The organism is Mycobacterium sp. 852002-30065_SCH5024008, assembly GCF_001665645.1.
GTDB classification, from domain to species: Bacteria; Actinomycetota; Actinomycetes; order Mycobacteriales; family Mycobacteriaceae; genus Mycobacterium; species Mycobacterium paraffinicum.
The window spans coordinates 1-23,218 of record NZ_LZSZ01000172.1; the positions used below are offsets into that span (position 1 = coordinate 1).

The window sequence follows — 23,218 nt, forward strand, 5'->3', positions numbered from 1 at the left end:
GATGTGTATAAGAGACAGGGGAACCCTCCGCGGCGCCATCGCGTGCCTCGTCAGGGGGTGATGGTGGTCTGGTCGTCGATGATGTTGGTGGCGTCCATCAACGGACCCTGATCGGCTTGCGGGCCCTCCGCGTTGAGCTGAAGCACGAAGACCGCGCCTTGGCTCGGGATCACCACCGTCTTCTGCGCGATGACGCGGGTGCCGCCGTCCTTCTGATACGTGCCGCCGATCTGCCACGCCTGGAAGCCGCCGAGCGTGGACGCTTTGCCGTCACCGCTGCCCTCGTATCCGGGCAGGTTCTGCACCTCGCCCGGTGCGTACTGGATGATCTTCGCCGGGTCCACGTCGCCGGTGAACTTGGAGAACAGCGCCGAGACGGTGGGCGGATCGGCGGGGTTGCTGGGCTGGGTCATAACAATGCCGCCATACGACGTGCCGGAGTTCTGGTTGAGCTGCCAACCGGCGGGCACCGGAAGGTCGACGTTGGGGCCAGGATCGCCGTGGTGAACGGGTGTCTCGGTGATGTGGTTGTCCTTGACGTAGTCCGCGATGGTGTATTTCGCTTTCGCGGCCGGGGCGGAGCTGGTTGCAGCCGACGTCGTGGACGTCGAGGTGGATGTGGACGTCGAGGTCGACGATTGACTGCCGGACTTGTGGTCATTGCCGCAACCGACGAGCGCCAAACTCAGCGCTACGGAAATGGTTGCTAGCGTCAAATGTTTCATAATCCAATCTCCCGAAAATTGGGGCCGGTACCAGCGCCGGCCACGCCGAAATGACAGTAGCCGAAATGGCCTGCAACTTCGCCGGTATCTTTTGCACTTTTTGGCGGTAACGCGACCGGCCCGTAAATCGTTATCCAATTCGTGTGGAAAACACTCACCCAGAACCGCGTTGTCCAGTAAGAGACAGGTATGCGGTCACGAAGGGCCCTCGTCGCGCTGCTGGCGGCGTCGGTCGTCTTCATGGCTTTCGTCGCTGCGGCGCCGCCCATTGCGTACGACGGTGAGCCCGGATTCGTTGCCAATCCGGTCGACCACGTCGCCACGCTGGTGGGCACCGGGACGGGCGGCCAGACGGTGGGGGAGATCAACAACTTCCCCGGCGCCACCGTGCCGTTCGGAATGGTGCAGTATTCACCGGACACCGAGGGCAATTATGCCGGCTACAACTACGACAACCCGCGCTCTACCGGATTCAGCATGACCCACGCCTCTGTGGGCTGCGCCGCGTTCGGCGATATCTCAATGTTGCCGACCACCAACGCAATTGGCTCGCAGCCGTGGAGGGCCTGGGAGCGAATCGCCCACGACGACACCGAACGCGGCGTGCCGGGCTATTACACGGTGCGGTTTCCGGGAACCGGGGTGAAGGCGGAACTCACCGCCACCACGCGCACGGGTGTCGGCCGATTCAGCTTCCCGCGCAACGGCCGCCCCGCCCTCCTCCACGTGCGCTCCGGCGCATCGCTCGCGGGCAACTCCCGCGCCACCATCCAGATCGGTGAGGACAACACCACGATCACCGGCTGGGCCACCAGCGGCGGATTCTGCGGAAAGAACAACACCTACACGGTCTATTTCGCCATGAAGTTCAGCCAGCCCTTCACCTCCTACGGGGCCTGGGACGGCAATGCGGTTTATCCCGGTGCGCGCAGCGCGAATTCGCCATACAGCGGTGGATACGTCGAATTTCCGGCCGGGGCGGTGTTGGAGGTGCAGACCTCGATCTCCTACGTCGGCATCGACGGAGCTCGGGCCAACCTCGCGGCGGAGGGTGCTGCGAGCTTCGACGACGTCCGCGGCGCCGCGTCGAGAATGTGGAACACCTCGCTGTCTCGCATCGCGGTTGCCGGCCGCAATGCCGACGATCTGGAAACGTTCTACACCGCGCTGTATCGATCGCTGTTGCACCCCAACACCTTCAACGACGTGGACGGGCGTTACGTGGGATTCGACGGCGCCGTGCACACCGTGGCCGCGGGGCGCACGCAGTACGCCAACTTCTCTGACTGGGACACGTACCGATGTTTGGCGGCTTTGCAGGCGCTGCTGTTTCCGGACCGGGCGAGCGACATGGCCCAATCGCTGGTGAACGACGCCGAGCAGAGCGGAGCGTTGCCGCGCTGGGCGCTGGCCAACGCCGCGACCGCGGAGATGAGCGGGGACAACGTGGTACCGCTCATCGTGAACTTTCACGCCTTCGGGGCCGAGGACTTCGACACCAAAACGGCCCTGCGCTACATGGTGAATGCGGCGACGAAAGGCGGTGTCGGGCTTAACGGTTACGTCGAGCGGCCGGGAATCGACACGTACCAGCGATTCGGTTACGCGCCGTTCTCCTTCGAGTTCCGCACCGATGGCTGGGTCGCCGCCGCGTCGATCACGCTCGAGTGGTCGGTCGACGACTTCGCCATCTCGCGGTTCGCCGATTCGCTCGGAGACAAGGCGACCGCCGCCGAATTCCAGGTTCGGTCGCAGTACTGGCAGAACCTGTTCAATCCGACCACCCGGTACATCTCGCCCCGCAGCTGGACCACTTTCTTCCGCGCCGGCCCGGCGTTCGTGGTGTCCCCGTCGGACTTTGGCCAGGTCGGCTTCGACGAGGGCAACGCCGCGCAGTACGTCTGGTGGGTGCCGCACAACGTGGCCGGCCTGGTGACGGCGCTGGGGGGCCGCCCGGCGGTGGCCGGCCGGCTCGACGGTTTCACCAGGAAACTCAACGTCGGTCCCAACGAGCCCTATCTGTGGGCCGGCAACGAACCCGGCTTCGGCGTGCCGTGGCTGTACAACTACATCGGTCAACCCTGGAAGACGCAACGCACGGTCGACCGGGTCCGCGGGCTGTTCGGACCGACGGCCGACGGGGAGCCGGGCAACGACGATCTGGGCGCGCTGGCCAGCTGGTACGTCTGGGCTGCCCTGGGCCTCTACCCGAGCACCCCGGGGACCTCGATCCTTACCATGGCCGCGCCGCTCTTCGATCGTGCCGCGATCGCGCTTCCCGGCGGCAAAACCATTCGGATCTCCGCACCGGGTGCGTCCGGACCACACCACCTCAAATACATCAGCGGGCTGCGCGTCGACGGCCGGCCAAGCGATCACACGTGGTTGCCCGAGTCCTTCATCCGCACCGGCGGGGACCTGAACTTCTCGCTCGCCGGCTACCCGGACAGGCGTTGGGGCACAAATGAATCGTCCGCGCCGCCCTCGTTCGGTACGGGCAGTGCGGCCGTAACCGTCAACGTCCCCAGTCCCATCGTCACGATCGAGCCGGGCACGACGGGCACCGTGAAACTCGACGCCCAACGAATGATCGGTGATGCCGGCGGCTACACCGTCACCGGCACCGCCTCGGACGTCGGTATCACCGTGACGCCCACGACGGGACAGTTCTCCCCGGACGGGTCGGCGACCATCGACGTACCCATCAAGGTCGAACGGTCGGTGCCCCCGGAGTATTACCTGGTGTACTTGACCTCTGAGGTCGGCCAAAGCGCGCGCACCTCAACCATTCTCGTGGTCGTGCAGCCGGGAACGGAGTGATCCGGGGCGTGCTTTAGATCATTTCGTTCTTGGTCAACCACCGCATCACCGGCCAGCCGGCGAACACGGGCAGCCAGCAGGTGAGCACCCGATACAGCAGAACGGACGGCACGCCGACGGCCGCCGGCACCCCGAAGGCGGCCAGGCCACCGATCAGCGCCGCCTCGACCGCCCCGACCCCGCCGGGCGTCGGCGCGGCTGACGCCAGTGTCCCGCCGACCATGGTGACCACGGTGCAGGTGACGAACGAAGCACCACCGCCGAATGCTTCGACGCTGGTCCACAGGGCCAGCGCCGCACCCAGAGTCGTTCCCGCGCAGCCGAGTACGATCAGCGCCAGTCGTTTCGGTTCCCGGGCGACCTCGACGAGGTCGGTTGTCACCTCTTTGAGTTTGGGGCGCACGTCGGTGGCCAGCCAGCGTCGCAGCGTGGGGACGAACAGAAAAGTGCCGACAATCCCGAGCGCGAGGCCCGCGATCAGGTAGAGGACCGTGGCGGTGGGGACGAAGTGAGACAGGTTCATCGACGCCCCGGCGACGGTGCTGAACAGGATCAGCAACACGAGGTGCATGATCACCTGCACGGATTGCTGCAGGGCCACCGCCGTGGTGGCCCGCACGGCGGACAGCCCGCCACCCTTTTGCAGGTACCGTGTGCTCAGCGCGAGGCCGCCCACTCCTGCCGGGGTGGTGGTGGCGGCAAAAGTGTTGGCCACCTGCGCGATTGACAGCCGCCAGAAGTTCACCGTCTCGTCGGCGGCCGCCCACAGCGCGGCGGCCGCCCCGACGTAGGTCAGCGCCGAGACCCCCAGGCCCAGCAGCGCCCACCACCAGTTCGCGGTCCTCAGTTGGGAGAAGAACGTGGGCGCGGTGCTGATGAAGGGGTACGCGACATAGACCAGGGCGCCGAAGAGCACCAGTTGGATGATCTGGCCGCGGGTGAATCGGGTAATGGTTTCGGGTTTGATCCGATCGGCACCGGTCTGCCGCTTCACCTCCGCGCGGGCGGCCGATATGACGGCGCCCGCATCCGAGATGGACCTGCGAATGGGTCGCGGCACAGCGACTTTCGTCAATCGACGCGACGCGTTCAGGATGGTATCCCGGTCGAACGCCTCGATCGCGGCGGCCACCGCCGATTTGGGGTCATACAGGGCCGAGGTCGTCACCAGCAGCTGGGCGATGTCGGATTGAAGTTGAGCTTCGGTGGCGCCGTATTCGGCGCTGTGGAAGCCGCCGAAGAGCACGGCGCCGTCGTCGACGGTGATTTCGTTGCCCCGCAGGTCGCCATGCGCGATCTGCTGATCGTTGAGGCTCCGCAGCGCTCGCCACACCTTCTCCACCGGCGTGGACTGCGCGCATCGGCGGAGAGGCAGGCCATCAGGCGGCTTGTGCGAGTACAGGATCCAGCCCCGATCGAGGGTGGCGACGGCGATCGTCGCGGTGTTGGCCAGGTTCACCTGCCCGATGGCGATCGTCATCAGGGCGCGATGCTCGACGGCGCGGCGCATGGAGGTCACCAGGGGCGCGGTCTCGGTATCGCGCAGCCGCAGCTTGATCCACAGCTGGCGCAGCGTGCCGCCGCTGCGCTGATGCGGGCCGTAAAGCTCGACGACCGCTGCGCGGTCGGGCTCGTCGCCTCCGGCCGAAAGGACGAGCGGGCCGCGGCCAGCCGGCCGGACCACGCTGAGCCGCGAAACCACGAACCCGCGCCTGGCCATCGCGCGCACGGCCGCCTCCAGGGGCACCTCGAGCGCGGGGGTGCCGACCACGAGCACCACCAGCGAGCCGACGAGCCAGCCGACGGCCAGGCCCAGCAGGGCGCGGGCGGGCACGATGGCGCTGACGACGAGGTGGATCGGCACGAACGCCAGTAGCAACGCCCACCACCAATGCCGCCAGCGCGCGGGCAGCCACGGCCCCGAGACGGTCAGCACCGCCGCCAGCATCCCGATCCAGCGCGGGTCGTCGAGGAACTGCCCCAACACGGTCTGCAGGCGTTCGGAGAGGTCGAAGTGCCAGCGGGGCGCCGAAAACCCGTTGCCGCCCACCGACAGCGGCAGCGCCGCGAGTAGCGCGGCCGCCGCATACGCCCCGAGCAGTTTCCATTGCCGACCGACGATAAGACCGATCAAGATCATGAAGGGCAGGGCCAGGATCGCCAGGCCGTACGCGAGATACACCAGATCGGCCTGTCGGGGGGAGAGCACCCCGACGATCTGCGAGATCGACTTTTCCAGCGCGTCCCACTGCGGCCGGGTGATCAGCGAACTGGTGATCACCACGGCGAGGAAGGTCGCGCTCGCGGCCAGCCGCAGGATGTCGTTGGTGCGCCGGGTCAACGGCTGCAGCAAGCTGCCGGAAACGCTGATCTCGCGCCCGTCGACTCGCATGTTGTGACGATCCTTCGGATCCGTTCGGCGCCGCTGATCGATCCCGCTCGCCGGCTCGCCGACAACTTAACGCCCATACCCGCTTGCGCGACAGCTCCCACCCACCGGGCGCGCGTAGGGTCGTGTACGTAGGTGAGCTAGCGAATCGGAGGGCGTGAGCGTGGGGAGAACGGACAACGACACCTGGGAGATCACCGAGAGCGTGGGGGCGACGGCGTTGGGGGTGGCCTCCGCCCGCGCGGCCGAGACGCGCAGCGAGAATCCGTTGATCCGGGATCCCTTCGCGCAGGTTTTCCTCGACGCCGCCGGCGACGGGGTGTGGAACTGGCATTCGGCGCCGCAGCTGCCGGACGAACTCGTCGAGGCCGAACCCGAGTTGCCGTTGCAGATGCAGGCGATGGTCGGCTACATGGCCTCGCGTACAGCCTTTTTCGACGAGTTCTTCCTGGCCGCGACGCGCGCCGGCATCCGGCAGGCGGTGATCCTGGCGGCGGGCCTGGACGCGCGGGCATGGCGGCTGCAGTGGCCGGACGGCACGACCGTCTATGAGTTGGACCAGCCCCGGGTGCTGGACTTCAAATTGTCGACGCTGGCCGAACACGGGGCGCAGCCCGCGTGCCACCGGATCGCCGTCCCGGTCGACCTGCGCCACGATTGGCCGGCGGCGTTGCGGCAGGCCGGGTTCGACCCCTCGGCGCCCAGCGTGTGGTCGGCCGAGGGGCTGATGCCGTACCTGCCGGCCGCCGCACAGGAGCTGCTGTTCGACCGCGTCCACGGGCTGACCGCCCCCGGCAGCCGGGTGGCCGTGGAGGCGCTGGGTCCGAAGTTCCTCGATCCGGAGTTCCGCGCGAAGCGCTGTGCGCGGATGGACCGGGTCCGCGCCTTGATGGCGCGGGTGGACCCCGACCGAGAGGTGCCGAGGACCGACGAGCTGTGGTACTTCGAGGAGCGCGAGGACGTTGGTGACTGGTTCCGCCGCCATGGCTGGAGCGTGACCGTCACCCCGTCCGACAAGCTGATGGCCGGCTACGGCCGCGCGGCGCCCAAGGAGGTCGAGGACGCCGTGCCGGGAAACCTGTTCGTGTCCGCCGAGCGGGCGGGAAACTAGCGGCCGTCTGCTTCGGAGTCCTCGCGACGGCCAGCGCGCCAATGCCGGTATCCGCGGCGTGCGGCGAACGCGCCGACCACGGCGGTGACGCACCAGACCGCGATCGCGGCGTACGCCAACGGCGACGACCGGTTCCCGATCGAGGCGCCCAACGCGGTGTAGACGAACGCTCGCGGGACCGACCCGACGAACGCGCCAATGGCCATCTGCCACAACGGAACTCCGAATGCCCCGAACGCATAGGACGCGAGCGCGTCGGAGATGCCCGGGACGAAACGCTGACCGACCACCGCCCACAGGCCGCGGCGTTCGACCAAGGCGTCCATTCGGTCGGTTCGTTTCGGCCCCAACAGCGCACGCGCGCTGTCCCGGCCGGCCCGGCGGCCGATGAGGCTGGCGACGACCGCGGTACCCACGGTCGCGCCGAGCGTCACGAAGACACCGAGGACAGGACCGAACAACAGCCCGCTGGCCGCGGCCAGAATCGAGCCGGGCACGAACAACGCGCCCAGGACGGCCGATACGGCGACGTAGGTCACCGGCGCCGCCGGACCAGTCGCCGACACCGCGCGCCGCACCTCCTCGACGTTGATGATTCGCGCGATTGCGACCAGGTAGAACAGCACGAGGAGGAACACGACGAACACGCCGAGCCGCACGATGTGAGTACGCCGGGAGGTGGGGTGGGCGTCGGGTAAGGAATCGTCGCTGTCGTCCATGCTGACCGCGATTCTTCCGCACCGGCCCGCGAAAGATGTCACGGCCCGTGCGCGGCCGCCGTAGAGTGCTACGCATCAGGGAGTTGAATACCTGTGAGAGGCCTTCCTCGATGCCCGAGCACCCTGAACCACCGCGGGGCAAGCGGATCGTCGTCTGCCTCGACGGCACCGCCAACCAAATCGGAGCCGGGAATCTCACCAATGTCGCCAAGCTCTTCGAGATGCTGGAGAAGGACGATCCGGTCGGCCAGCTCGCCTACTACGACCCCGGTGTCGGCACCTTGGCGCCGGCATCGGCGCATTCGTCGCTGTCCCGCGCCAAGGACTTACTGTTCGAGCAGGCATTCGGCCTGGGGCTGAAAGGCAATGTCGCACAGGCCTACCGGTACGTGATGCAGCATTGGCGTCCCGGCGACGCGCTCTACATCTTCGGCTTCAGCCGCGGCGCCTACACCGCGCGTGCGTTGGCCGGCATGTTGCTGCGGCCGGGGTTGCTGCGGCCCGGCTCGGAGAACCTGCTGCCGTACGCGGTCGAAAAGTACGCCATCAACCGGTATTTCACCGAGGACGAATATGCCCACTGGGCCGAGTTCGCCCGCGCGTTCTGCTGGCGCACCGAGGACGAGCCGCTGTTCTCCACTGTGCGGCAGAACAGCCCGAATCAGGTGTGGTACCACGCGGTGCCGGTGGCGTATCTCGGTTTGTGGGACACCGTCAAGGCGGCCGGCTTCCTGCGGTTCGGCAACCTGCGCTGGCCCTACACCCGCTCGCTGCCCAACGTCGCGCGCATCCGGCACGCAGTCTCGATCGACGAACGCCGCCGTCCCTACCGGGAGTACCTCGTCGAACGCCATCCGCGGGGGCTGGAGGAACGCTGGTTCGCCGGCGTGCACGCCGACGTCGGCGGCACGTTCATGCCCGATCACCGGCTCGCGACGATCGCGTTGAAGTGGGTCACCGACGGGATCGTCGGCGAACTGGCGATCGACGCGGCGGCCTACCGGCAGCAGTGCGCGGTGACCGAAGACTTCGCGGACGCGCCGATCCACCACAACGGCAAGCTGTGGTATCTGGTCGGCTGCCGGCGCCGGCCGATGGGTCCCGACGCGCTGGTGCATCCGAGCGTGCTGGTGCGCCGTCGCGACGACCCGGGCTACTTACCGAATTTGACCGAAGAGACGCAACGGCTCAGCGCCGACCCGACCGACTGGACGTCCCCCGCGTTGTGAAGGAGAAACCCCATGGCACTCAGTTCGCTGACCACTCTCGACCAGTACAAAGCCGCGCCGTTTCCGCCAGGCTATCCCGACAACACGCGAACGTTCTACAGTCCGGTCGACCGTGTGCATGAGGCCCTCAAGGATTTGTTGACCTCGGCCGACAAGAGCGTCGTGGTCGCGATGTACGGCTACGATGACACCGAACTGAATTCGGTGCTGCAGTCCTCGCTGAACGACGAAAAGATCTATGTACAAATGAGTCTCGACTCCACGCAAGCCGCGGGGAAGTCCGAGCGCGCTCTGCTGGCCCCGTGGCTCAACGACAAGACCGGCAACAGCATCGCGATCGGTCACAGTGAGAAGTCGGCGATCATGCACCTGAAGATGGTGATCATCGACGGCGTCGACGTCATCACCGGTTCGACCAACTGGTCCACCGGCGGAGAATCCAAGCAGGACAACCAACTCACCGTGATCCGGGACCCGTACGTGTGCGCGGAAGCCCGTTCACGGATCGACATCATTCACGACGGCATGCTCAAGCAGATGGCGGCCAAGACGCAATCCGGCGGCGCGCACTAGGCGACACCGCCCTAACCTGAGGCGCGCAGCCGCTGCGCCAGTCCGGTCGCCCGCACGGCGCGGCGCTCGATCGCCGCGCGCACCGAAGCCTCGGAACCTGCCACCCGGACCTTGGTCTTCGCCCGCGTCACGGCCGTGTAGAACAATTCGCGGGTCAGCAGCCGCGAATCCTCCGGCGGCATCAGCACCGTCACCTCGTCGGCCTGGCTGCCCTGGCTCTTGTGGATCGTCATGGCATGCATGGTCTCGATGTCGGTGAGCCGGCTGGTCGCGAAGCTCAGCGTCCCGGCGGCGCCGGCGATGACGGCCCGCAGCCCGTCGCTGCCGACCACGACCACTCCGGCATCCCCGTTGTAGACCTTGAGCCCATAGTCGTTGGCGATCACCAGGACTGGCCGACCGGCATACCACGCCGACGATATCGGCTGACCGGTCTCCTCCGCGAGCCAGCGCTCCACCTGCCGGTTCCAGTGCGACACCCCGTACGGTCCGTGCCGGTGCGCGCACAACAGCCGGTGCTCGTCGAGCGTCGCCAACGCCGCCCCGGTGGCGCCGAGCACCGCGGCCTCCCGCACCCTCAGCGCGTGCGGAACCAGGACCGCGCGCAGCCGGTCGGTCGGCCCGTCGGAGTCGAGCCACTCGACGTGGTCGCTGCCGGCCCGCAGCAACTCCAGCACGCGGTCGGCGTCGCCGATCCGAATCGCTTCGGCCAGCGCACCGATCGACTCGCCGAAGCGATGCGGCGTGCGCAGGGCCGCGACCCGCACGTCGTCGCGGGTAGCGAGCCCGTCCACCAGATCGGCCAGCACCGCGCCGGCTTCCACCGAGGCGAGCTGGTCGGGATCGCCCACCAGGATCAGCCGGGTATCGGGTCGTACCGCCTCCAGCAGGCGGGCCATCATCGTCAGCGATACCATCGACGTCTCGTCCACGACGATGACGTCGTGCGGCAGCCGGTTTCCGCGATTGTGCTTGAATCGCACCGACGTATCCGGCCGCGAGCCCAGCAGTCGATGCAGCGTCGTCGCCGGCAAGCCCACCAGGCGCGCTCGGTCCGCGGCGTCCAGCCGCTGCACCTCGGCGGCCACCGCCTGGGCGAGCCGCGCCGCCGCCTTGCCGGTCGGCGCGGCCAGCGCGATCCGGGGCCGCGGGAGGCCGGCAAGCTCGGCCTGCCCGGCCAGCACGGCAAGCAGCCGCGCCACCGTGGTGGTCTTGCCGGTGCCCGGCCCGCCCGTCAGCACGGTAACCGCTTGCGAGACCGCGATTTCGGCGGCCGCCCGTTGCTCGTCATATCCGGGTGGAAAGAGCCGCTCCAGGGCGGGCGCATCGCTCTTCGCCCGGGGAACGGAAAGCGCGAGCAGGTCGGCGCACACCTGTTGCTCCTCGAGCCAGTACCGGTCCAGGTACATCAGTTCCCCGAACAGCCGCAGCACCGGCGGCGAGCCGAGCAGCGGACTGGACCGCACGGCGGCCATCCACTCGTCGGCGTCGGGCCAGGGCAGGTCCGCATCGCCGACCTGCGCGGCAACCGCCCGCAGGTCCACGCACACCGAACCGCCCCGCAGCGCGCGCACCAGCAGCGCGACCGCCAGCGCCACCCGCTCGTCGGGCTCGCCGGCGAGCGCCGTAAGCCGCTGCGCCACATGGATATCGGCGGCCTCGAAGACGCCGGCCTCGGTATACGTCCGCAGCAGGCCCTCGGCGGCGATCGCCTCCAGCGTCACGCGATCGCCCTCCCGTCGAGCAGGTCCGACAATTCGGCTACCAACGATGACGGCGGCCGCCAGCTGAACACCCCCGCCGGGTGCCCGTCGACCACGGGTGTGGTCGCGCCGCACATCCCGCGCACGAAGAGGTAGAGGACGCCGCCGAGATGCCGGGCCGGGTCGTAGTCGGGCAGCCGCCACCGCAGAAACCGGTGCAGCACAACGCTGTACAGCAGCGCCTGCAGCGGGTAGTCCGAGTGCAGCATCCCCTCGACCAGCCGTGGCCGCTCGTAATCGGCGGACGTCAGCGTCCTGTCGGGATCGCCGAGCCAGTTGGTTTTGTAGTCGACCACCAGATAGCGGTGCGCCGCGCCGTCGGGCACGCGCAGCACGGCGTCGACGGAGCCGGTGAGGTAGCCGCGCAACGGCTGATCACCAAGGGGGCGGCTGATCAACCGATCGGCATAGGACGCCAGCGCGTCGTCGGCCGGTAGGTGCGCGCGCAGTAGCGCCCCCATGTCCGCCAGGCGGATCTCGGGCGCTGCCGAGCGCAGATCGCCGCCGGCCAGCGGGAACTCGAAGTCCAACTCGCGCAACCGATCCCGGAGCCCGATCCGGCGCAGGGTCAGATCTCCGGCCAGCGGACCCAACGGCGTGTCGTGCATCGGCACCATGGCCGCGGCCAGCACGTCCGGGGCCACGTCGACCGGCCACCACACCGAGTGGCTGCGGATGTGCGACTCCAACTCGGCGGCCAGATCGGTGGCCAACGGGTCGGTCGTCTCCAGCACGGCGTGCACCAGCGTGCCGAACTTCGCGCCCATCGGCAGGTCCGCCATCGGCGACGGCACTTCCGGCCCGGATACGCCCTGGGCCAGCGGAATATCACCGGCTTCGTCGTCCAATTCGGTGACCTCCGGCTCGCTGCTCACCCCGATGGACCCGAAGGTTTCCGCCACCCGGATCAGGCCGGAGTACGAGGTGCGCCGCCACCCCGTGTCGATGGCGCGGTGAAAGTGGCGGCTGTCCAGGCCGGAGGGCACCGGCTCGGGCGGCACGGACGGCGCCGCGGCCACCACCGACCGCTCGATCACCGGACCGCCCGCCTCCTCCCATTCGCGCAATCGGGCCATCGCGTCGTCGTCGGAGATCTTGGGCGGTTCGCATCGGTCGGGTACGGAGGCCTCTCCCGGTCGGCGGCCGCGCAGCAACCGCGACAGTCCGCCGTTGGGCTCGTCGAACGCCGGCGACCACCACGCCACGACCTGTGCCTGGGCGCGGGTCAGCGCGACATAGGTCAGCCGGCTGTCGTCGCTGGCGTCCTCCTTGCGGCCCAGCCTCTCGACGGTTTGGAAGTCGGGACTGTCCTTGCCGCCGATGTGCAGGCAGCGCACGCCCTCGTCATGGAACAGCACCACGTCGCGGTCCTGGGTATTGCGGTTGAACGCGAACGGCAAATACACGATCGGGTATTGCAGGCCCTTGCTCACGAACACGGTCATGATCTGCACGGCCGCCGCATCACTGTCCAGGCGCCGGTTGCGTTCGGGCGCGCCGCCGCGTTCGTCGCGTTGCCTGCGCAGCCAGTCGCGGAGCGCGGGCAGGCTGGAGCGCTCCCGGTGCGCGACCTCCTGCAGCAGCTGCGCGATGTGTGCCAGGTCGGTCATGTGGCGTTCGCCGCCGTGGGCGGACAGCACGCGATCGCCCATGCCCGACAGCTGGGCGGCCTCGAAGATGGCCGCGACGCCGCGTTCGCGGGCGTGACCGGCCCACTCCCGCAACGTTTCCGCGACCCGGTCGGTCAGGGTGTCACCGCCGGCCGCCAGCGATTCCGCGGTCTCGCCGAAGAACATCGTCGCCGACGCGGCGCGCACCATGCCGGGCCGGTGCGGTTGGTCAAACGCCTCCAGCAGGCAGAGCCAGTCCTCGGCGGCGTCCGAGGAGAACACGTCGGAGTCGCCCGTGTACACCGCCGGTACGCCCGCGTCACACAGCGCCTTGAAGCAGGCGGCGGCGTCCTTGTGCTTCTCCACGATCACGGCGATGTCGCGGGCCTGCAGCGGACTGCCGCCGAACGTCGCGCCGGCCGCCAGCAACGCACGGACATCGGCGGCCAGGTCGGCGCCGATGTGCGCCCGCAGCTCGTCGATGGGTAGGTTTTGAATCCCGCGACGGCCCAACGTTTCTCGTTGCACCACCCGCAACCGGAACGGATCGTTGTGCGGGGCGCCGGCGAGCCGGTGACCCCGGTGGTAGGCGTCGACGTCGTCCACCACGATCGCGGGGTCGCCCAGTTGGGCGCCGCGCAGCACCACCTGCAGGCGATCGATGAGCGCCGCGTCGCTGCGCCAATTGACGGCCAGCGTCTTCTTCTCACCCGCCGTCTCGGCCGCCCGCAGATACGTCACGATGTCGCCGCCGCGAAACGCGTAGATGGCCTGCTTGGGATCACCGATGAGGATCACCGTCGAGCGCCCGCTGAACGCGCGGTCGATCACCTGCCATTGCACCGGGTCGGTGTCCTGGAACTCGTCGACCATGACGATCGGCCAGCGGTGATGCATGCGGACCCGCGCGGGGGAGTCGTCGGTGGCCAGCGCATCGGCGAGCCGGCTCAGCAGGTCGTCGTAGTCGAGGACGCCCAGCCGCCGCTTGCGCGTGTCGAGTTCCGCGAGAACGTCTTTCGCGAAGGTTACGCACACGGCGGCCCGCGAACCGGGCTCGGGGTCACGCGGCCGCAGCTGCGTCGAGGGATTCCTGACGACCTCACGCGCCAGCCGCAGCGCCTCGCGGTAACCCAGTGCCGGATCGTCGCGCTCCTGCCCGAAATGCGCGAGGTAGAGGTCGTCAACGATCTGGACGATCAGCTCGTCTAGGCTCTCCAGCAGCGTGACGTTCGCGGCGGTGTCGCCGGCCACGCCCAGCGACTTCAACACCAGCTGGCAGAACTGGTGCGTGGTGGCGATCGTCGCCGCGTCGAAGCGGGCCAGCGCGTCGCGGAGGCGCTGCTTGCGCACCGCGCGCTGGTCGTCGGTGCCCTCCAGAAGATAGGCCACCAGCTCGTTGGCGCCGGCACCGTCGCCGAAAGCGGCCACCGCCTCGACCATTTGGCCGCGCACGCGCTCCCGCAGCTCCTGGCTGGCGGCACGACCGAACGTGATGAGCAACATCTGGTCCAGCGTCGCCACACCCTCGGCGACGTAGCGGGTCACCAGGCCGGCCAGCGCGAACGTCTTGCCGGTGCCCGCGCTGGCCTGCAGCACGGTGGTGGACCGATTGGCGGGCAGCGGTCCGAGCAGGTCGAACCGCTCGATCATGTCGGCTTCCTTTCGGCACGCAGCATCGGCAGCCAAACCCGGGCGGCGTACGCGCCCAGCCGGGTGTCTTCGCTGTCGTGCTCCTCACCCGGGCGCGGCGGCCCCATCAGGTCGGTCAGCCGCGTGTTCTTGCCCCACGCGCGCACGTGTGCGGGTGCGGAGTCCTCCGCGGGATACCGCTCACTGGATTTCCACCGGTATTGCGCCTCGCGCAGCGGATCGTCGCCGCAGTGCCGGGCGGCCGCCCATGCATAGGATGTCTTGATGGGCAACGGAATCGGCTCCCGGCGCCCGGCGTCGTAGATCGCCACCAGCTCACGCAGCACCGCCGAGGCGTCCTCGTGTGGCCGCCCGAGCCCCTCCACCCGCGGGGTGGTGCCCCTCTTGAGGCGGCCGATGCACACCGCCGACCAGTCGCGGTCGGGGTCGTGAGCGATCAACGCCAGCAAGGGAATCCACGACTCGAGCAGATGCTTGCCGTCCAGCTTGGAGTAGGTCACCGACACCAGCCGCTCCCCGTACACCGGTGCCACCGTGCCCGTGAGCCGCCGTCCGGAGCCGAGATCGATGTCGACGTCGTACGCCCGGGCGTCGGCCCGGCGGTGCTGCTGCGCGGCGGCCGCCAGCAGGGCGGCCTGATCGCGAATCTCGGTTGCCCTGCGCCAGCCCAGTTGGCCCGGTGGCAGGGTCCCCCGTCGCCACTCGGCCTGCCGGGCGTCGTCCGGTGTCCACCCGCGCAGGATGTCGCTCAGCATCCGGTCGCCGACCGTCCACTCCTCGAGGCCGTCGAGGTCGACGGGCATGGCGTCCTGCACGCCGTCCACATCCCGCGGCAGCGTGAACTCCAGGGCGCGGAAGAAGCCCTTGACCGGGTCCTTGAAGAAGCTCACGAGGTCGGCGAGGACGACGTCCTCGGCCGGCGGTGCCGGCAGCGGTCCCGAAATGAACCGGGGCGCTTCGCCGCGTTCGCCCGCGGCGGCCCGCGCCGCCCGCAGCACGGTCGGGTCGAAGCTGAACGGATCTTTCGGCACCAGCTTTCCCGGGATGACGTTGCGAACGTCGAAGGGCTGCAACGGATGCTGGACGACGATGCGCCCGCGAACCTTGCCCGTCTTCTCGCTCGACGCGGTCATGTCCAGGGTGTCCAGAAGCTCGGCCAGCGGCACCGCGGGCGGGCGCGGCTGGCCCGAGTACTCGTTGGCGCCGGTGTAGGTGATCACCAGCTTCTCGGTGGCCGCGCCGATGGCGTCCAGCAGCAATTGCCTGTCCTCCGAACGGATGTCGCGTTCGCCGGTCATCGGGTCGCGGGCCAGCGCGTCGTCGCCGTCGACGACACCGAGCCGGGGGAACACGCCGTCGTCGAGGCCCACCAGGCACACCACCCGGTGCGGCACCGAGCGCATCGGGATCATGGTGCAGACCGTCAGCGTGCCGCTGCGGAAGTTGGCCCGCGTCGGGCGCCCGGCGAGGCGCCCCTCGAGCAGTGCCCGGATGTCGGGCAGGCGCAGCATCGTGCCGGCGTGCGGTCCGGCGTCGGCCAGCGTCGAGGCGAACTCCCGGTGCATCTGACTGGTCTGCCACAGGTCCGAGTCGTCGATGCGCGTCAGCAGATCGATACCGTCGGCCAGCGCGGCCAACCAGTCGCGCAACGGCCGCGCGCCCGTGAGCGAGTCGACCGCATGTTGCAGGCGTTCCACGAATTCGGCGAACTGCCCGGCCAATTGGACGCGATTGCTGCTGACATCGTCGAGGGGCAATGTCGCGTCCAGCCAGGCGTGCGAGTCGTCGGACATCGCGACGCCGGCCAGCACCCGGTCGATGCCGAAACGCCAAGTGTTGTGCACGAAGTCGACGTGGTACGGCCGCCTATGTTCCTGGTCGAACCCCCACCGGATGTTGGCCTGCCGGACCCAGCGGGTGATGGCCTCCAGGTCGTCGTCGGTGAAATCGAATCGGGCGCGCACGGGTGCCACCTCGGCGAAGTCGAGCACCTCGCTGGCCGTCACCCGGCTGCCGGCCAGCGCCAGCAACCGCGAGGCCACGCCGAGCAGCGGATTGGTCTGCAGCGGAGAGCGGTCTGCGAGCCGCACCCGCAACCGATGCGCGGGATGCGCGCCGTGCACCACGTCGCCCAGCCCGAAATCGGCGACGATCAGCGGCGCGTACGTCTCGATGTCCGGGCACATCACCAGGATGTCGCGCGGCTCCAGCGTCGGGTCGTCCTGCAGCAGGCCGAGCAACACCTCGCGCAGCACGTCGACCTGGCGCACCGGCCCGTGGCAGTTGTGTATCTGCACGGAGCGGTCATCGTCGGCGAGGTTACGCCCTTGCGGCCGAACGGTATCCGCGGCGATGTCGGATTGCAGCCAGCCGAGCAGCGTGCCGGGACGTTCCGGCACTGGGAGATGCTCGTCGGTCTGCGGATCGGCGGGCAGGCCGCGTTGGAGTTCACGCAGGTCGCGCCCGAGCGTGGCCAGCAGCGGATGGCCCACGGTGCGATGGCCGGTGTCCGCGCGGCGGGGGATGGCACCGCGGGTGTCGGCCAGCGCGCGCCACAATTGGTCGCTGGGATGAGGCAGCCACAGGTGCAACTCGTGGTGGGCGGACAACGCGTCCAGCAGCTCCAGGTCGGTGCACGCCAACCGGGTATGGCCGAACAGGGACAGCCGCGCCGGCAGGTCGGCCCGACCTTCGCGCAACCCGGTGAGGGTCTTCTGGTGCCGGATGTGCGGGGGATCGGCGGGCACGGCGGCGACCAGCGCCCGCCAGAGCTCCGGTTGCCAGGCCAGGTCGGGGTCGAGGTCACCCGGATCGCCCGCCAGCCAGTCGGCCAGCAGGCTCGGACGTTGCCTGGCGTACGAGGCGAACAGGCCGGCCAGCCGGCGTGCCACCGAGTAGCGGCGGCCGCGGCGCAGCTCGGCCTCCGCCTCCGTCGGCGCGAAGTGGCCCAAATGCGTTGCCAGGGTGCGGCACCACGGCTGATCCAGCGAGCGGTCGATCACCTGCAGCAGCGACCAGGCCATCGCGTCCGGCGACCACGGATCCTCGTCCGCGGGGCCGGTGAGTTCGGCGATCAGGGAGCCGGGGCTACGGAATACCACCCCGGCGCACACGCCATCATTACCCCGGGCACGACCGAGCACATGCGAGAGCCGCTGGCTGAGCCAGCGCTCCACGCCGCGCGCGGGCACCAGCACCAGTTCTTCGGCGAACGGGTCGGTCTGCGGGTTTGCCAGCAGGGCGCCGAGGCCGTCGGCAAGGAGATCGGTGCGTTCGGCACGGTGGAGATGAAGCGCCATTGCGGTGCAACGATAGACCCCGACACCGACACCGGGAGGCAGGACGGCCTTCGAGGTCGCGTGCCGGCGCGATCACCGGGCGGTGGTGACCCATCGCCCGCCGCGATAGCGACAAAAGTCCCTGCACCGGTCGGCTCCGCTGTGCCAGGCTGAACCCATGGCCGGCGTCGCGGATGCCATCGGGTGGGTGAGTAGGCAGATCGGGGACCGGGTTCCCAAGGCGGACCTGGATCAGCGCGACCCGGACTTCATCCGAGACCAGCTGCCCGGCACCTGGCTGGTGGCGTCGCTCTATTTCCGGGCCGACGTCCGCAGACTCGACCGCATCCCGGCGCACGGCCCGGTGCTGCTGGTCGGCAACCACAGCGGCGGCAACGTCCCGCCCGACACCTTCGTCTTCACCCTGGCGTTCTGCTCGTACTTCGGCGTGGAGCGCCCGTTCTATCAGCTCGCGCACAACCTGGTCACCCTCTACCCGCCGCTGCGCTGGCTGCGCAAATTCGGGACCGTGGCGGCCAGCCCCGAAAACGCCCGTCTCGCTTTGGAATCCGGCGCAGCCGTGCTGGTGTACCCGGGCGGCGACTACGAGGTCTTCCGCCCGTCCTGGCAGCGGCACGTCGTCGACTTCGGTGGCCGCAAAGGCTTCGTGCGGCTCGCCCGGGAGACCGGCGTGCCGATCGTTCCGGTGGCCAGCGTCGGCGGCCAGGAGACGGCATTCTTCCTCGGCCGCGCGCAGTGGCTGGCCAAACTGTTGCTGCTCGACAAGGTGGTCCGGCTCAAGAGTGTGCCGATCTCGCTGGCGCTGCCGTGGGGCCTCAACGTCAGCGACCTGCTCGGGCATATCCCGTTGCCCGCGAAGATCGTCATCGAGGTGCAGGAGCCGATCACGGTGCACGACGATGACCAGGCGGTGTACGACGCGGTGATCGCCAGCCTGCAGGCCGGTGTCGATCGGCTCGCCGCCCAACGCCGATTGCCGGTGATCGGCTGATGCGCGTCGAACGGCGGATCGTCGTCAATGCGGACCGCGACACCGTGTGGAAGGTGCTCAGCGACCCGGATCGCTACCCCTCGTTCCTGCCGCACCTGGAGCGCTGGGAGACCCTGACCGAGGGCCCGGCCCGGGTGGGCGCCCGCTACACCGTGCTGTGGAAGATCGGCTCGATCCCGGTGGGCGGCATCGCCGAAGTGGTGGAGTTCGATACGGCGCGGGATCTGGCCTGGATCAACATCACCGGCGTCACACAGCGGGGCCGGTTCCGGTTGCGCGACGGCGGGCCGGGCCGAACCCGGGTGACATTTCGGCTCGCCTACAGCTCGGAGGGCGGGCTGCTGGGCCTGATCGCCGATCGGGTGGCGGCGTTCTGGGTCGGTCGTTCCCTCGATGAGAGCCTGAAAAGCCTTCGGCGCCTTGTCGAGTCGTGACCTGCGCCTACTTGGCCAGCGTGAACTGGTTGATATCGATGTAGCCGTCCCGGAAAGCCTTGGCGCAACCGGTCAGATACCTCATGTATCGCTGGTACACCTCTTCGGACTGGATCGCGACCGCCTCGCTGTGGTGTGCCTCGAGCGCCGCGGCCCACAGGTCGAGCGTCCGGGCGTAGTGCAGCTGCAGCGACTGCCTGCGCAGGAGGTTGAAGCCCATCTTCGAGGCGTGGAACTCCACCATCTCGATCGGCGGCAACTGGCCGCCCGGGAAGATCTCAGTGGCGATGAAGCTGTTGAAGCTGGTCTGCTCCTCGGTCATTGGCAGGCCGCGTTCGAGGATCTGCTCCGGGGTGAACATGGTGATCGTGTGCAGCAGCATCACCCCGTCGTCGGGCAGCACCCGGAAGGCCGTCTGGAAGAAATCGTCGTAGCGGTCGTACCCGAAGTGCTCGAAAGCGCCGATGGAGACGATCCGGTCGACGGGCTCGTCGAACTGTTCCCAGCCCTGCAGCAGCACCCGCCTGCTGTGGGTGGTGTTCATGGCGTCGAACATCTTCTGCACATGGGCGGCCTGGTGCTCGGACAGCGTCAAGCCGATGACGTCGACGTCGTATTTCTCGATCGCGCGGCGCATGGTGCCGCCCCAGCCGCAGCCCACGTCCAGCAGCGTCATCCCCGGCCGCAGGCCCAGCTTGCCGAGTGCCAGGTCCATCTTGCGGAACTGCGCCTCTTCCAGCGGGATGTCTCGCATGCGATCGAAGTAGGCGCAGCTGTAGGTCATGGTGGGGTCGAGGAACAGCCGGAAGAAGTCGTCGGACAGGTCGTAGTGCGCCTGGACGTCCTCGAAGTGCGGCGTCAGGTTCTCCGTCATACCAGCTACGCGCCTTTCTGAAACCGGGCCATTCAGCTGTACACGAGCGGGCGGCTCAGCTGGTTCAACCCTGACTTCCCGTAACTGCCGGAATCAAACTTCGGCGCGCGTATGCGGGGAATTCGGATGAGGCTACCCCCGTTTACCCGGAGTCGGCTGGAGAATGAGGAGGAACAAATGGAGGCTTGGGACGCGATCCGCGCCCGGCGCAACGTCCGGCAGTACAAACCGGACTCGATTTCCGAAGACGACCTCAACCGCATCGCCGAGGCCGGGTGGCGCGCGCCGTCGGCGAAGAACCGCCAGCCGTGGGACTTCGTGATCGTCACGGACCGGGCGCAACTGCTGGACCTGTCCACCGTCTGGCAGGGCGCGGGGCACATCGCCGCCGCGGCGGCGGCGATTGCCATCGTGGTGCCCGTGCCGCCCGACGAGCGCCGGGTGGTGACCGACAATTACGACGTCGGGCAGGCCACGATGGCGATGATGATCGCGGCCACGGACCTGGGCATCGGGACCGGGCATTCGTCGGTGGGGGACCAGGAGAAGGCGCGGGCCATCCTCGGTGTCCCCGAGGACCGGCTGGTGGCCTTCCTGCTCGGCGTCGGCTATCCCGCCGACCGCCCGCTCGCCCCGATCCGCACACCGAACCGGCGGCCGTTCGACGAGGTCGTCCACCACGGTCGTTGGTGAGGAAGCGGTCTTAAGCTCTTCACCGTGCACGACCACCGGGGCGACTACGGAATCGACGGCTCGTTTCACACCGTCTCGGCGCGCTGGCAGGCGATGGGCATCGCCGCGCAGGCCGCCGCCCTGGCCGGGTGGGGCGCTATCAGCTGGGCGCGCGGCAAGCGGGTGCCGGCTGCGCTGGCAGCGACGTCAGCCGTTGGGATCGCCTCTAGCGCAGCCCTTTACGCGTACGCGACGCGGGTCGGCAAGTTCGTCGTGTGGGACCGGGTGCTGGGCGACCTCGAGCTGCGGGGCGACGAAACGGTGCTCGACCTCGGCTGTGGGCGCGGTGCGGTGCTGCTCGCCGCGGCCAAGCGGTTGCCGAGGGGCCGGGCGATCGGCGTCGATCTGTGGCACGCCGACCAGACTGACAACTCCCCGGCCGCCACCCTGGCGAACGCGGCGCTAGAGCACGTCGCCGATCGCGTCGAGGTGCACACCGCCGACATGGCCGCCCTGCCCGTGGCCGACGACAGCGTTGACGTGATCGTCAGCAACCTGGCTATCCACAACATCGCGACGCGCGCCGGCCGGCGCAAGGCTCTCGACGAAGCGGTCCGGGTGCTGCGCCCGGGTGGGCGGCTGGCCATCGCGGACCTATGGGAGACGCGCCAGCATGCCGCGCACCTACGGGAACTGGGTTGGCGAAACGTGCGGCGCCGCAACCTCGGCTGGCGTATGTACTACGGCGGTCCGTGGTTTTCCACCCGCCTGGTCACCGCGACGAAGCCGGGGTGAGGACCGCCCGATCCTCACGGCACGCGTCGCCGCCGGCGTGCATGCTTGGGGCCATGAACAGACACGAGATCACCGAGCAGATCGTCCTGGCCCGCCTGAGGCTCGGCCTGACGTGGCAGCAGCTGGCCGAGGCCATCGATCGGCCGGTGGTATGGACCACCTCGGCGCTGCTGGGCCAACACCCCATTCCCGCTGAGCTGGCAAGGATTCTCGCCGAGAAGCTGAACCTGGAGGAGTCGGTGGTGCCCGTGCTGGCGGCACCGCCCATGCGTGGCGGGCTGCCGACCGCCGTGCCGACCGACCCAACGATCTACCGCCTCTACGAGGCCCTGCAGGTTTACGGCGGCGCCATCAAGGAGCTGATCCACGAACAGTTCGGCGATGGCATCATGAGCGCGATCAACTTCAGCGTCGACCTGCAGAAGAAATCGCACCCGTCCGGCGACCGCGTCGTGGTGACCCTGGACGGCAAATTCCTTCCATATCAATGGGTTTCGGCGGGTGCCTGAAATGGCCGACGAGGCGAAGCCGGTAGACCTCGTTCTCTCCGGCGGCGGCGTGAAGTTCATCGGCCTGGTCGGCGCGGTCGCCGCGCTCATGGATGCCGGCTACTCGGCCTATCGGGTGTCGGGTGTTTCGGCCGGATCGGTGGTCGCGGTGATCTCGGCGGCCGCGTCCAACGGGGATCAACTGACCAGTGGTCAGGTCAGGGAACTCGCGCTGTCGGTGCCTTTGCGCAGTTGGCGGGACGCGGGCCCGGTGCCCTTCGTCGGGTCTGCCTGGGGGCTGGTGCGAGACACGGCCATGTACCGCGGCGATTTCGCCCACGAGTGGATCCGAAGCGAGCTGAAGAACCTGGGGGTTGTCACGTTCGGTGATCTCGCGCTCGACGACGCCGACCTTCCTCCCGAACGGCGCTACAAGGTGGCGGTCACGGTCGCCGATGTCACCGCGGCGCAGCTGGTGCGACTGCCCTGGGACTATCAGCGGCTTTACGGGCTCGATCCCGACGAGCAACCCGTCGCGGACGCGGTCCGCGCCTCGATGGCGATCCCGTTCTTCTACCCCCCGGTCAGGCTGACCGACACCATGGGGCTCACGTCGAACCTGGTCGACGGCGGGGTGCTGTCGAATTTCCCGGTCGACTCGCTGGACCGCACCGACGGTAAACCGCCGCGTTGGCCGACGTTCGGGATCACGGTGATGCCCAAGCTCGCCGAGGGCGTGGAACAGGTGTTCCCGGCGTTGCGCCCGCTGGGTTTCCTCAAGCAGTCGGCCCTGCTGCAAAGCCTCTTCACCACCATGCTGGTCGGCCATGACCAGGCACAGCTGAGCCTGCCGTGGGTCAAATGCCGCACCATCGGAGTCGCGTCCACCGACGTGAGCGTTCTCGACTTCGGTATTTCCAGGGGGCGCCTGGAAGAGCTCTGCGACAGGGGCTACGCGGCCGCGCAGGATTTCTTGTCGACCTGGGACTGGCCGGCGTATCTGGACCGCTTCCGATCGTCGCGGAAGTGAAGTGACGGCACGTCGCGCACATGTCAGACTGGCGGCGAGGAGGCGA

General features: G+C 68.6%; 17 protein-coding genes. 10 read left to right on the top strand and 7 right to left on the bottom strand.

The window, feature by feature from the left end:
• Nucleotides 1-50: 50 nt before the first annotated feature.
• Nucleotides 51-725 (bottom strand): LpqN/LpqT family lipoprotein, encoded by a 675-nt coding sequence (locus A5781_RS21645; RefSeq protein WP_067211636.1) that lies wholly within the window; start codon nucleotides 723-725, stop codon nucleotides 51-53.
• Nucleotides 726-914: 189 nt separating this feature from the next.
• Here A5781_RS21645 and A5781_RS21650 point away from each other — a divergent pair, with 189 nt between their 5' ends.
• The gene (locus A5781_RS21650; RefSeq protein WP_067211641.1) at nucleotides 915-3,545 is read left to right on the top strand and encodes a GH92 family glycosyl hydrolase; all 2,631 of its coding nucleotides are present in this window, start codon (nucleotides 915-917) and stop codon (nucleotides 3,543-3,545) included.
• A gap of 13 nt (nucleotides 3,546-3,558) precedes the next feature.
• Here A5781_RS21650 and A5781_RS21655 read toward each other — a convergent pair whose 3' ends face one another.
• Nucleotides 3,559-5,937, bottom strand: a complete 2,379-nt coding sequence (locus A5781_RS21655) for a lysylphosphatidylglycerol synthase transmembrane domain-containing protein (protein ID WP_067211646.1) — start codon at nucleotides 5,935-5,937, stop codon at nucleotides 3,559-3,561.
• Nucleotides 5,938-6,097: 160 nt separating this feature from the next.
• Here A5781_RS21655 and A5781_RS21660 point away from each other — a divergent pair, with 160 nt between their 5' ends.
• Nucleotides 6,098-7,045: a class I SAM-dependent methyltransferase gene (locus A5781_RS21660; protein WP_067211886.1), complete on the top strand. Its 948-nt coding sequence runs from the start codon at nucleotides 6,098-6,100 to the stop codon at nucleotides 7,043-7,045.
• On the opposite strand, the gene A5781_RS21665 is transcribed toward A5781_RS21660, so the two are convergent.
• Nucleotides 7,042-7,764 (bottom strand): TVP38/TMEM64 family protein, encoded by a 723-nt coding sequence (locus tag A5781_RS21665; protein WP_067211651.1) that lies wholly within the window; start codon nucleotides 7,762-7,764, stop codon nucleotides 7,042-7,044. The genes A5781_RS21660 and A5781_RS21665 overlap by 4 nt on opposite strands.
• A 110-nt stretch (nucleotides 7,765-7,874) precedes the next feature.
• Between A5781_RS21665 and A5781_RS21670 the strand changes: the two genes are divergently transcribed.
• Nucleotides 7,875-8,993 carry a DUF2235 domain-containing protein gene (locus A5781_RS21670; protein WP_067211654.1) on the top strand — a complete coding sequence of 373 codons (1,119 nt, stop codon included), beginning with the start codon at nucleotides 7,875-7,877 and terminating at the stop codon, nucleotides 8,991-8,993.
• A gap of 12 nt (nucleotides 8,994-9,005) precedes the next feature.
• Nucleotides 9,006-9,566 carry a phospholipase D-like domain-containing protein gene (locus A5781_RS21675; RefSeq protein WP_067211658.1) on the top strand — a complete coding sequence of 187 codons (561 nt, stop codon included), beginning with the start codon at nucleotides 9,006-9,008 and terminating at the stop codon, nucleotides 9,564-9,566.
• An 11-nt stretch (nucleotides 9,567-9,577) separates the two neighbouring features.
• Here the strand turns inward: A5781_RS21675 and recD are convergent, their stop codons facing one another.
• The 3 genes from recD to recC are packed head-to-tail and all read right to left on the bottom strand — an operon-like array spanning nucleotide 9,578 to nucleotide 17,888.
• Nucleotides 9,578-11,290 (bottom strand): exodeoxyribonuclease V subunit alpha, encoded by a 1,713-nt coding sequence (gene recD / locus A5781_RS21680; RefSeq protein ID WP_067211661.1) that lies wholly within the window; start codon nucleotides 11,288-11,290, stop codon nucleotides 9,578-9,580.
• On the bottom strand, nucleotides 11,287-14,586 hold the full coding sequence (gene recB, locus A5781_RS21685) for an exodeoxyribonuclease V subunit beta (RefSeq protein ID WP_067211889.1): 3,300 nt from the start codon (nucleotides 14,584-14,586) through the stop codon (nucleotides 11,287-11,289). Before recB ends, recD begins: the two co-directional genes overlap by 4 nt.
• A complete protein-coding gene (gene recC / locus A5781_RS21690; protein WP_067211664.1) occupies nucleotides 14,586-17,888 on the bottom strand; it encodes an exodeoxyribonuclease V subunit gamma in 3,303 nt (1,100 codons plus the stop codon). The genes recB and recC overlap by 1 nt, the downstream gene beginning before the upstream one ends.
• Before the next feature lie 157 nt (nucleotides 17,889-18,045).
• Between recC and A5781_RS21695 the strand changes: the two genes are divergently transcribed.
• Together A5781_RS21695 and A5781_RS21700 are read left to right on the top strand one after the other, a co-directional pair.
• Nucleotides 18,046-18,879 (top strand): lysophospholipid acyltransferase family protein, encoded by an 834-nt coding sequence (locus A5781_RS21695; RefSeq protein WP_067211667.1) that lies wholly within the window; start codon nucleotides 18,046-18,048, stop codon nucleotides 18,877-18,879.
• Nucleotides 18,879-19,313, top strand: coding sequence for an SRPBCC family protein (locus A5781_RS21700; RefSeq protein WP_067211670.1), 435 nt, complete (start codon nucleotides 18,879-18,881; stop codon nucleotides 19,311-19,313). Before A5781_RS21695 ends, A5781_RS21700 begins: the two co-directional genes overlap by 1 nt.
• 7 nt (nucleotides 19,314-19,320) lie before the next feature.
• Here A5781_RS21700 and A5781_RS21705 read toward each other — a convergent pair whose 3' ends face one another.
• Nucleotides 19,321-20,187 carry a cyclopropane mycolic acid synthase family methyltransferase gene (locus A5781_RS21705; RefSeq protein WP_067211672.1) on the bottom strand — a complete coding sequence of 289 codons (867 nt, stop codon included), beginning with the start codon at nucleotides 20,185-20,187 and terminating at the stop codon, nucleotides 19,321-19,323.
• 177 nt (nucleotides 20,188-20,364) lie between these two features.
• Here A5781_RS21705 and A5781_RS21710 point away from each other — a divergent pair, with 177 nt between their 5' ends.
• The 4 genes from A5781_RS21710 to A5781_RS21725 are packed head-to-tail and all read left to right on the top strand — an operon-like array spanning nucleotide 20,365 to nucleotide 23,172.
• Nucleotides 20,365-20,880: a nitroreductase family protein gene (locus A5781_RS21710; protein ID WP_067211675.1), complete on the top strand. Its 516-nt coding sequence runs from the start codon at nucleotides 20,365-20,367 to the stop codon at nucleotides 20,878-20,880.
• Nucleotides 20,881-20,904: 24 nt separating this feature from the next.
• The gene (locus tag A5781_RS21715) at nucleotides 20,905-21,654 is read left to right on the top strand and encodes a class I SAM-dependent methyltransferase (protein ID WP_067211678.1); all 750 of its coding nucleotides are present in this window, start codon (nucleotides 20,905-20,907) and stop codon (nucleotides 21,652-21,654) included.
• Nucleotides 21,655-21,695: 41 nt separating this feature from the next.
• Nucleotides 21,696-22,163: a cyanase gene (gene cynS / locus A5781_RS21720; protein ID WP_067211681.1), complete on the top strand. Its 468-nt coding sequence runs from the start codon at nucleotides 21,696-21,698 to the stop codon at nucleotides 22,161-22,163.
• A gap of 1 nt (nucleotide 22,164) precedes the next feature.
• A complete protein-coding gene (locus tag A5781_RS21725) occupies nucleotides 22,165-23,172 on the top strand; it encodes a patatin-like phospholipase family protein (protein ID WP_067211684.1) in 1,008 nt (335 codons plus the stop codon).
• Nucleotides 23,173-23,218 lie beyond the last annotated feature (46 nt).

What these genes read in the sequence shown, in the direction of transcription:
- A5781_RS21645 (WP_067211636.1), bottom strand. Translation starts at nt 725, where the DNA reads ATGAAACATTTGACGCTAGCAACCATTTCCGTAGCGCTGAGTTTGGCG.
- A5781_RS21650 (WP_067211641.1), top strand. Translation starts at nt 915, where the DNA reads ATGCGGTCACGAAGGGCCCTCGTCGCGCTGCTGGCGGCGTCGGTCGTC.
- A5781_RS21655 (WP_067211646.1), bottom strand. Translation starts at nt 5,937, where the DNA reads ATGCGAGTCGACGGGCGCGAGATCAGCGTTTCCGGCAGCTTGCTGCAG.
- A5781_RS21665 (WP_067211651.1), bottom strand. Translation starts at nt 7,764, where the DNA reads ATGGACGACAGCGACGATTCCTTACCCGACGCCCACCCCACCTCCCGG.
- A5781_RS21670 (WP_067211654.1), top strand. Translation starts at nt 7,875, where the DNA reads ATGCCCGAGCACCCTGAACCACCGCGGGGCAAGCGGATCGTCGTCTGC.
- A5781_RS21675 (WP_067211658.1), top strand. Translation starts at nt 9,006, where the DNA reads ATGGCACTCAGTTCGCTGACCACTCTCGACCAGTACAAAGCCGCGCCG.
- recC (WP_067211664.1), bottom strand. Translation starts at nt 17,888, where the DNA reads ATGGCGCTTCATCTCCACCGTGCCGAACGCACCGATCTCCTTGCCGAC.
- A5781_RS21695 (WP_067211667.1), top strand. Translation starts at nt 18,046, where the DNA reads ATGGCCGGCGTCGCGGATGCCATCGGGTGGGTGAGTAGGCAGATCGGG.
- A5781_RS21700 (WP_067211670.1), top strand. Translation starts at nt 18,879, where the DNA reads ATGCGCGTCGAACGGCGGATCGTCGTCAATGCGGACCGCGACACCGTG.
- A5781_RS21705 (WP_067211672.1), bottom strand. Translation starts at nt 20,187, where the DNA reads ATGACGGAGAACCTGACGCCGCACTTCGAGGACGTCCAGGCGCACTAC.
- A5781_RS21710 (WP_067211675.1), top strand. Translation starts at nt 20,365, where the DNA reads ATGGAGGCTTGGGACGCGATCCGCGCCCGGCGCAACGTCCGGCAGTAC.
- cynS (WP_067211681.1), top strand. Translation starts at nt 21,696, where the DNA reads ATGCTTGGGGCCATGAACAGACACGAGATCACCGAGCAGATCGTCCTG.
- A5781_RS21725 (WP_067211684.1), top strand. Translation starts at nt 22,165, where the DNA reads ATGGCCGACGAGGCGAAGCCGGTAGACCTCGTTCTCTCCGGCGGCGGC.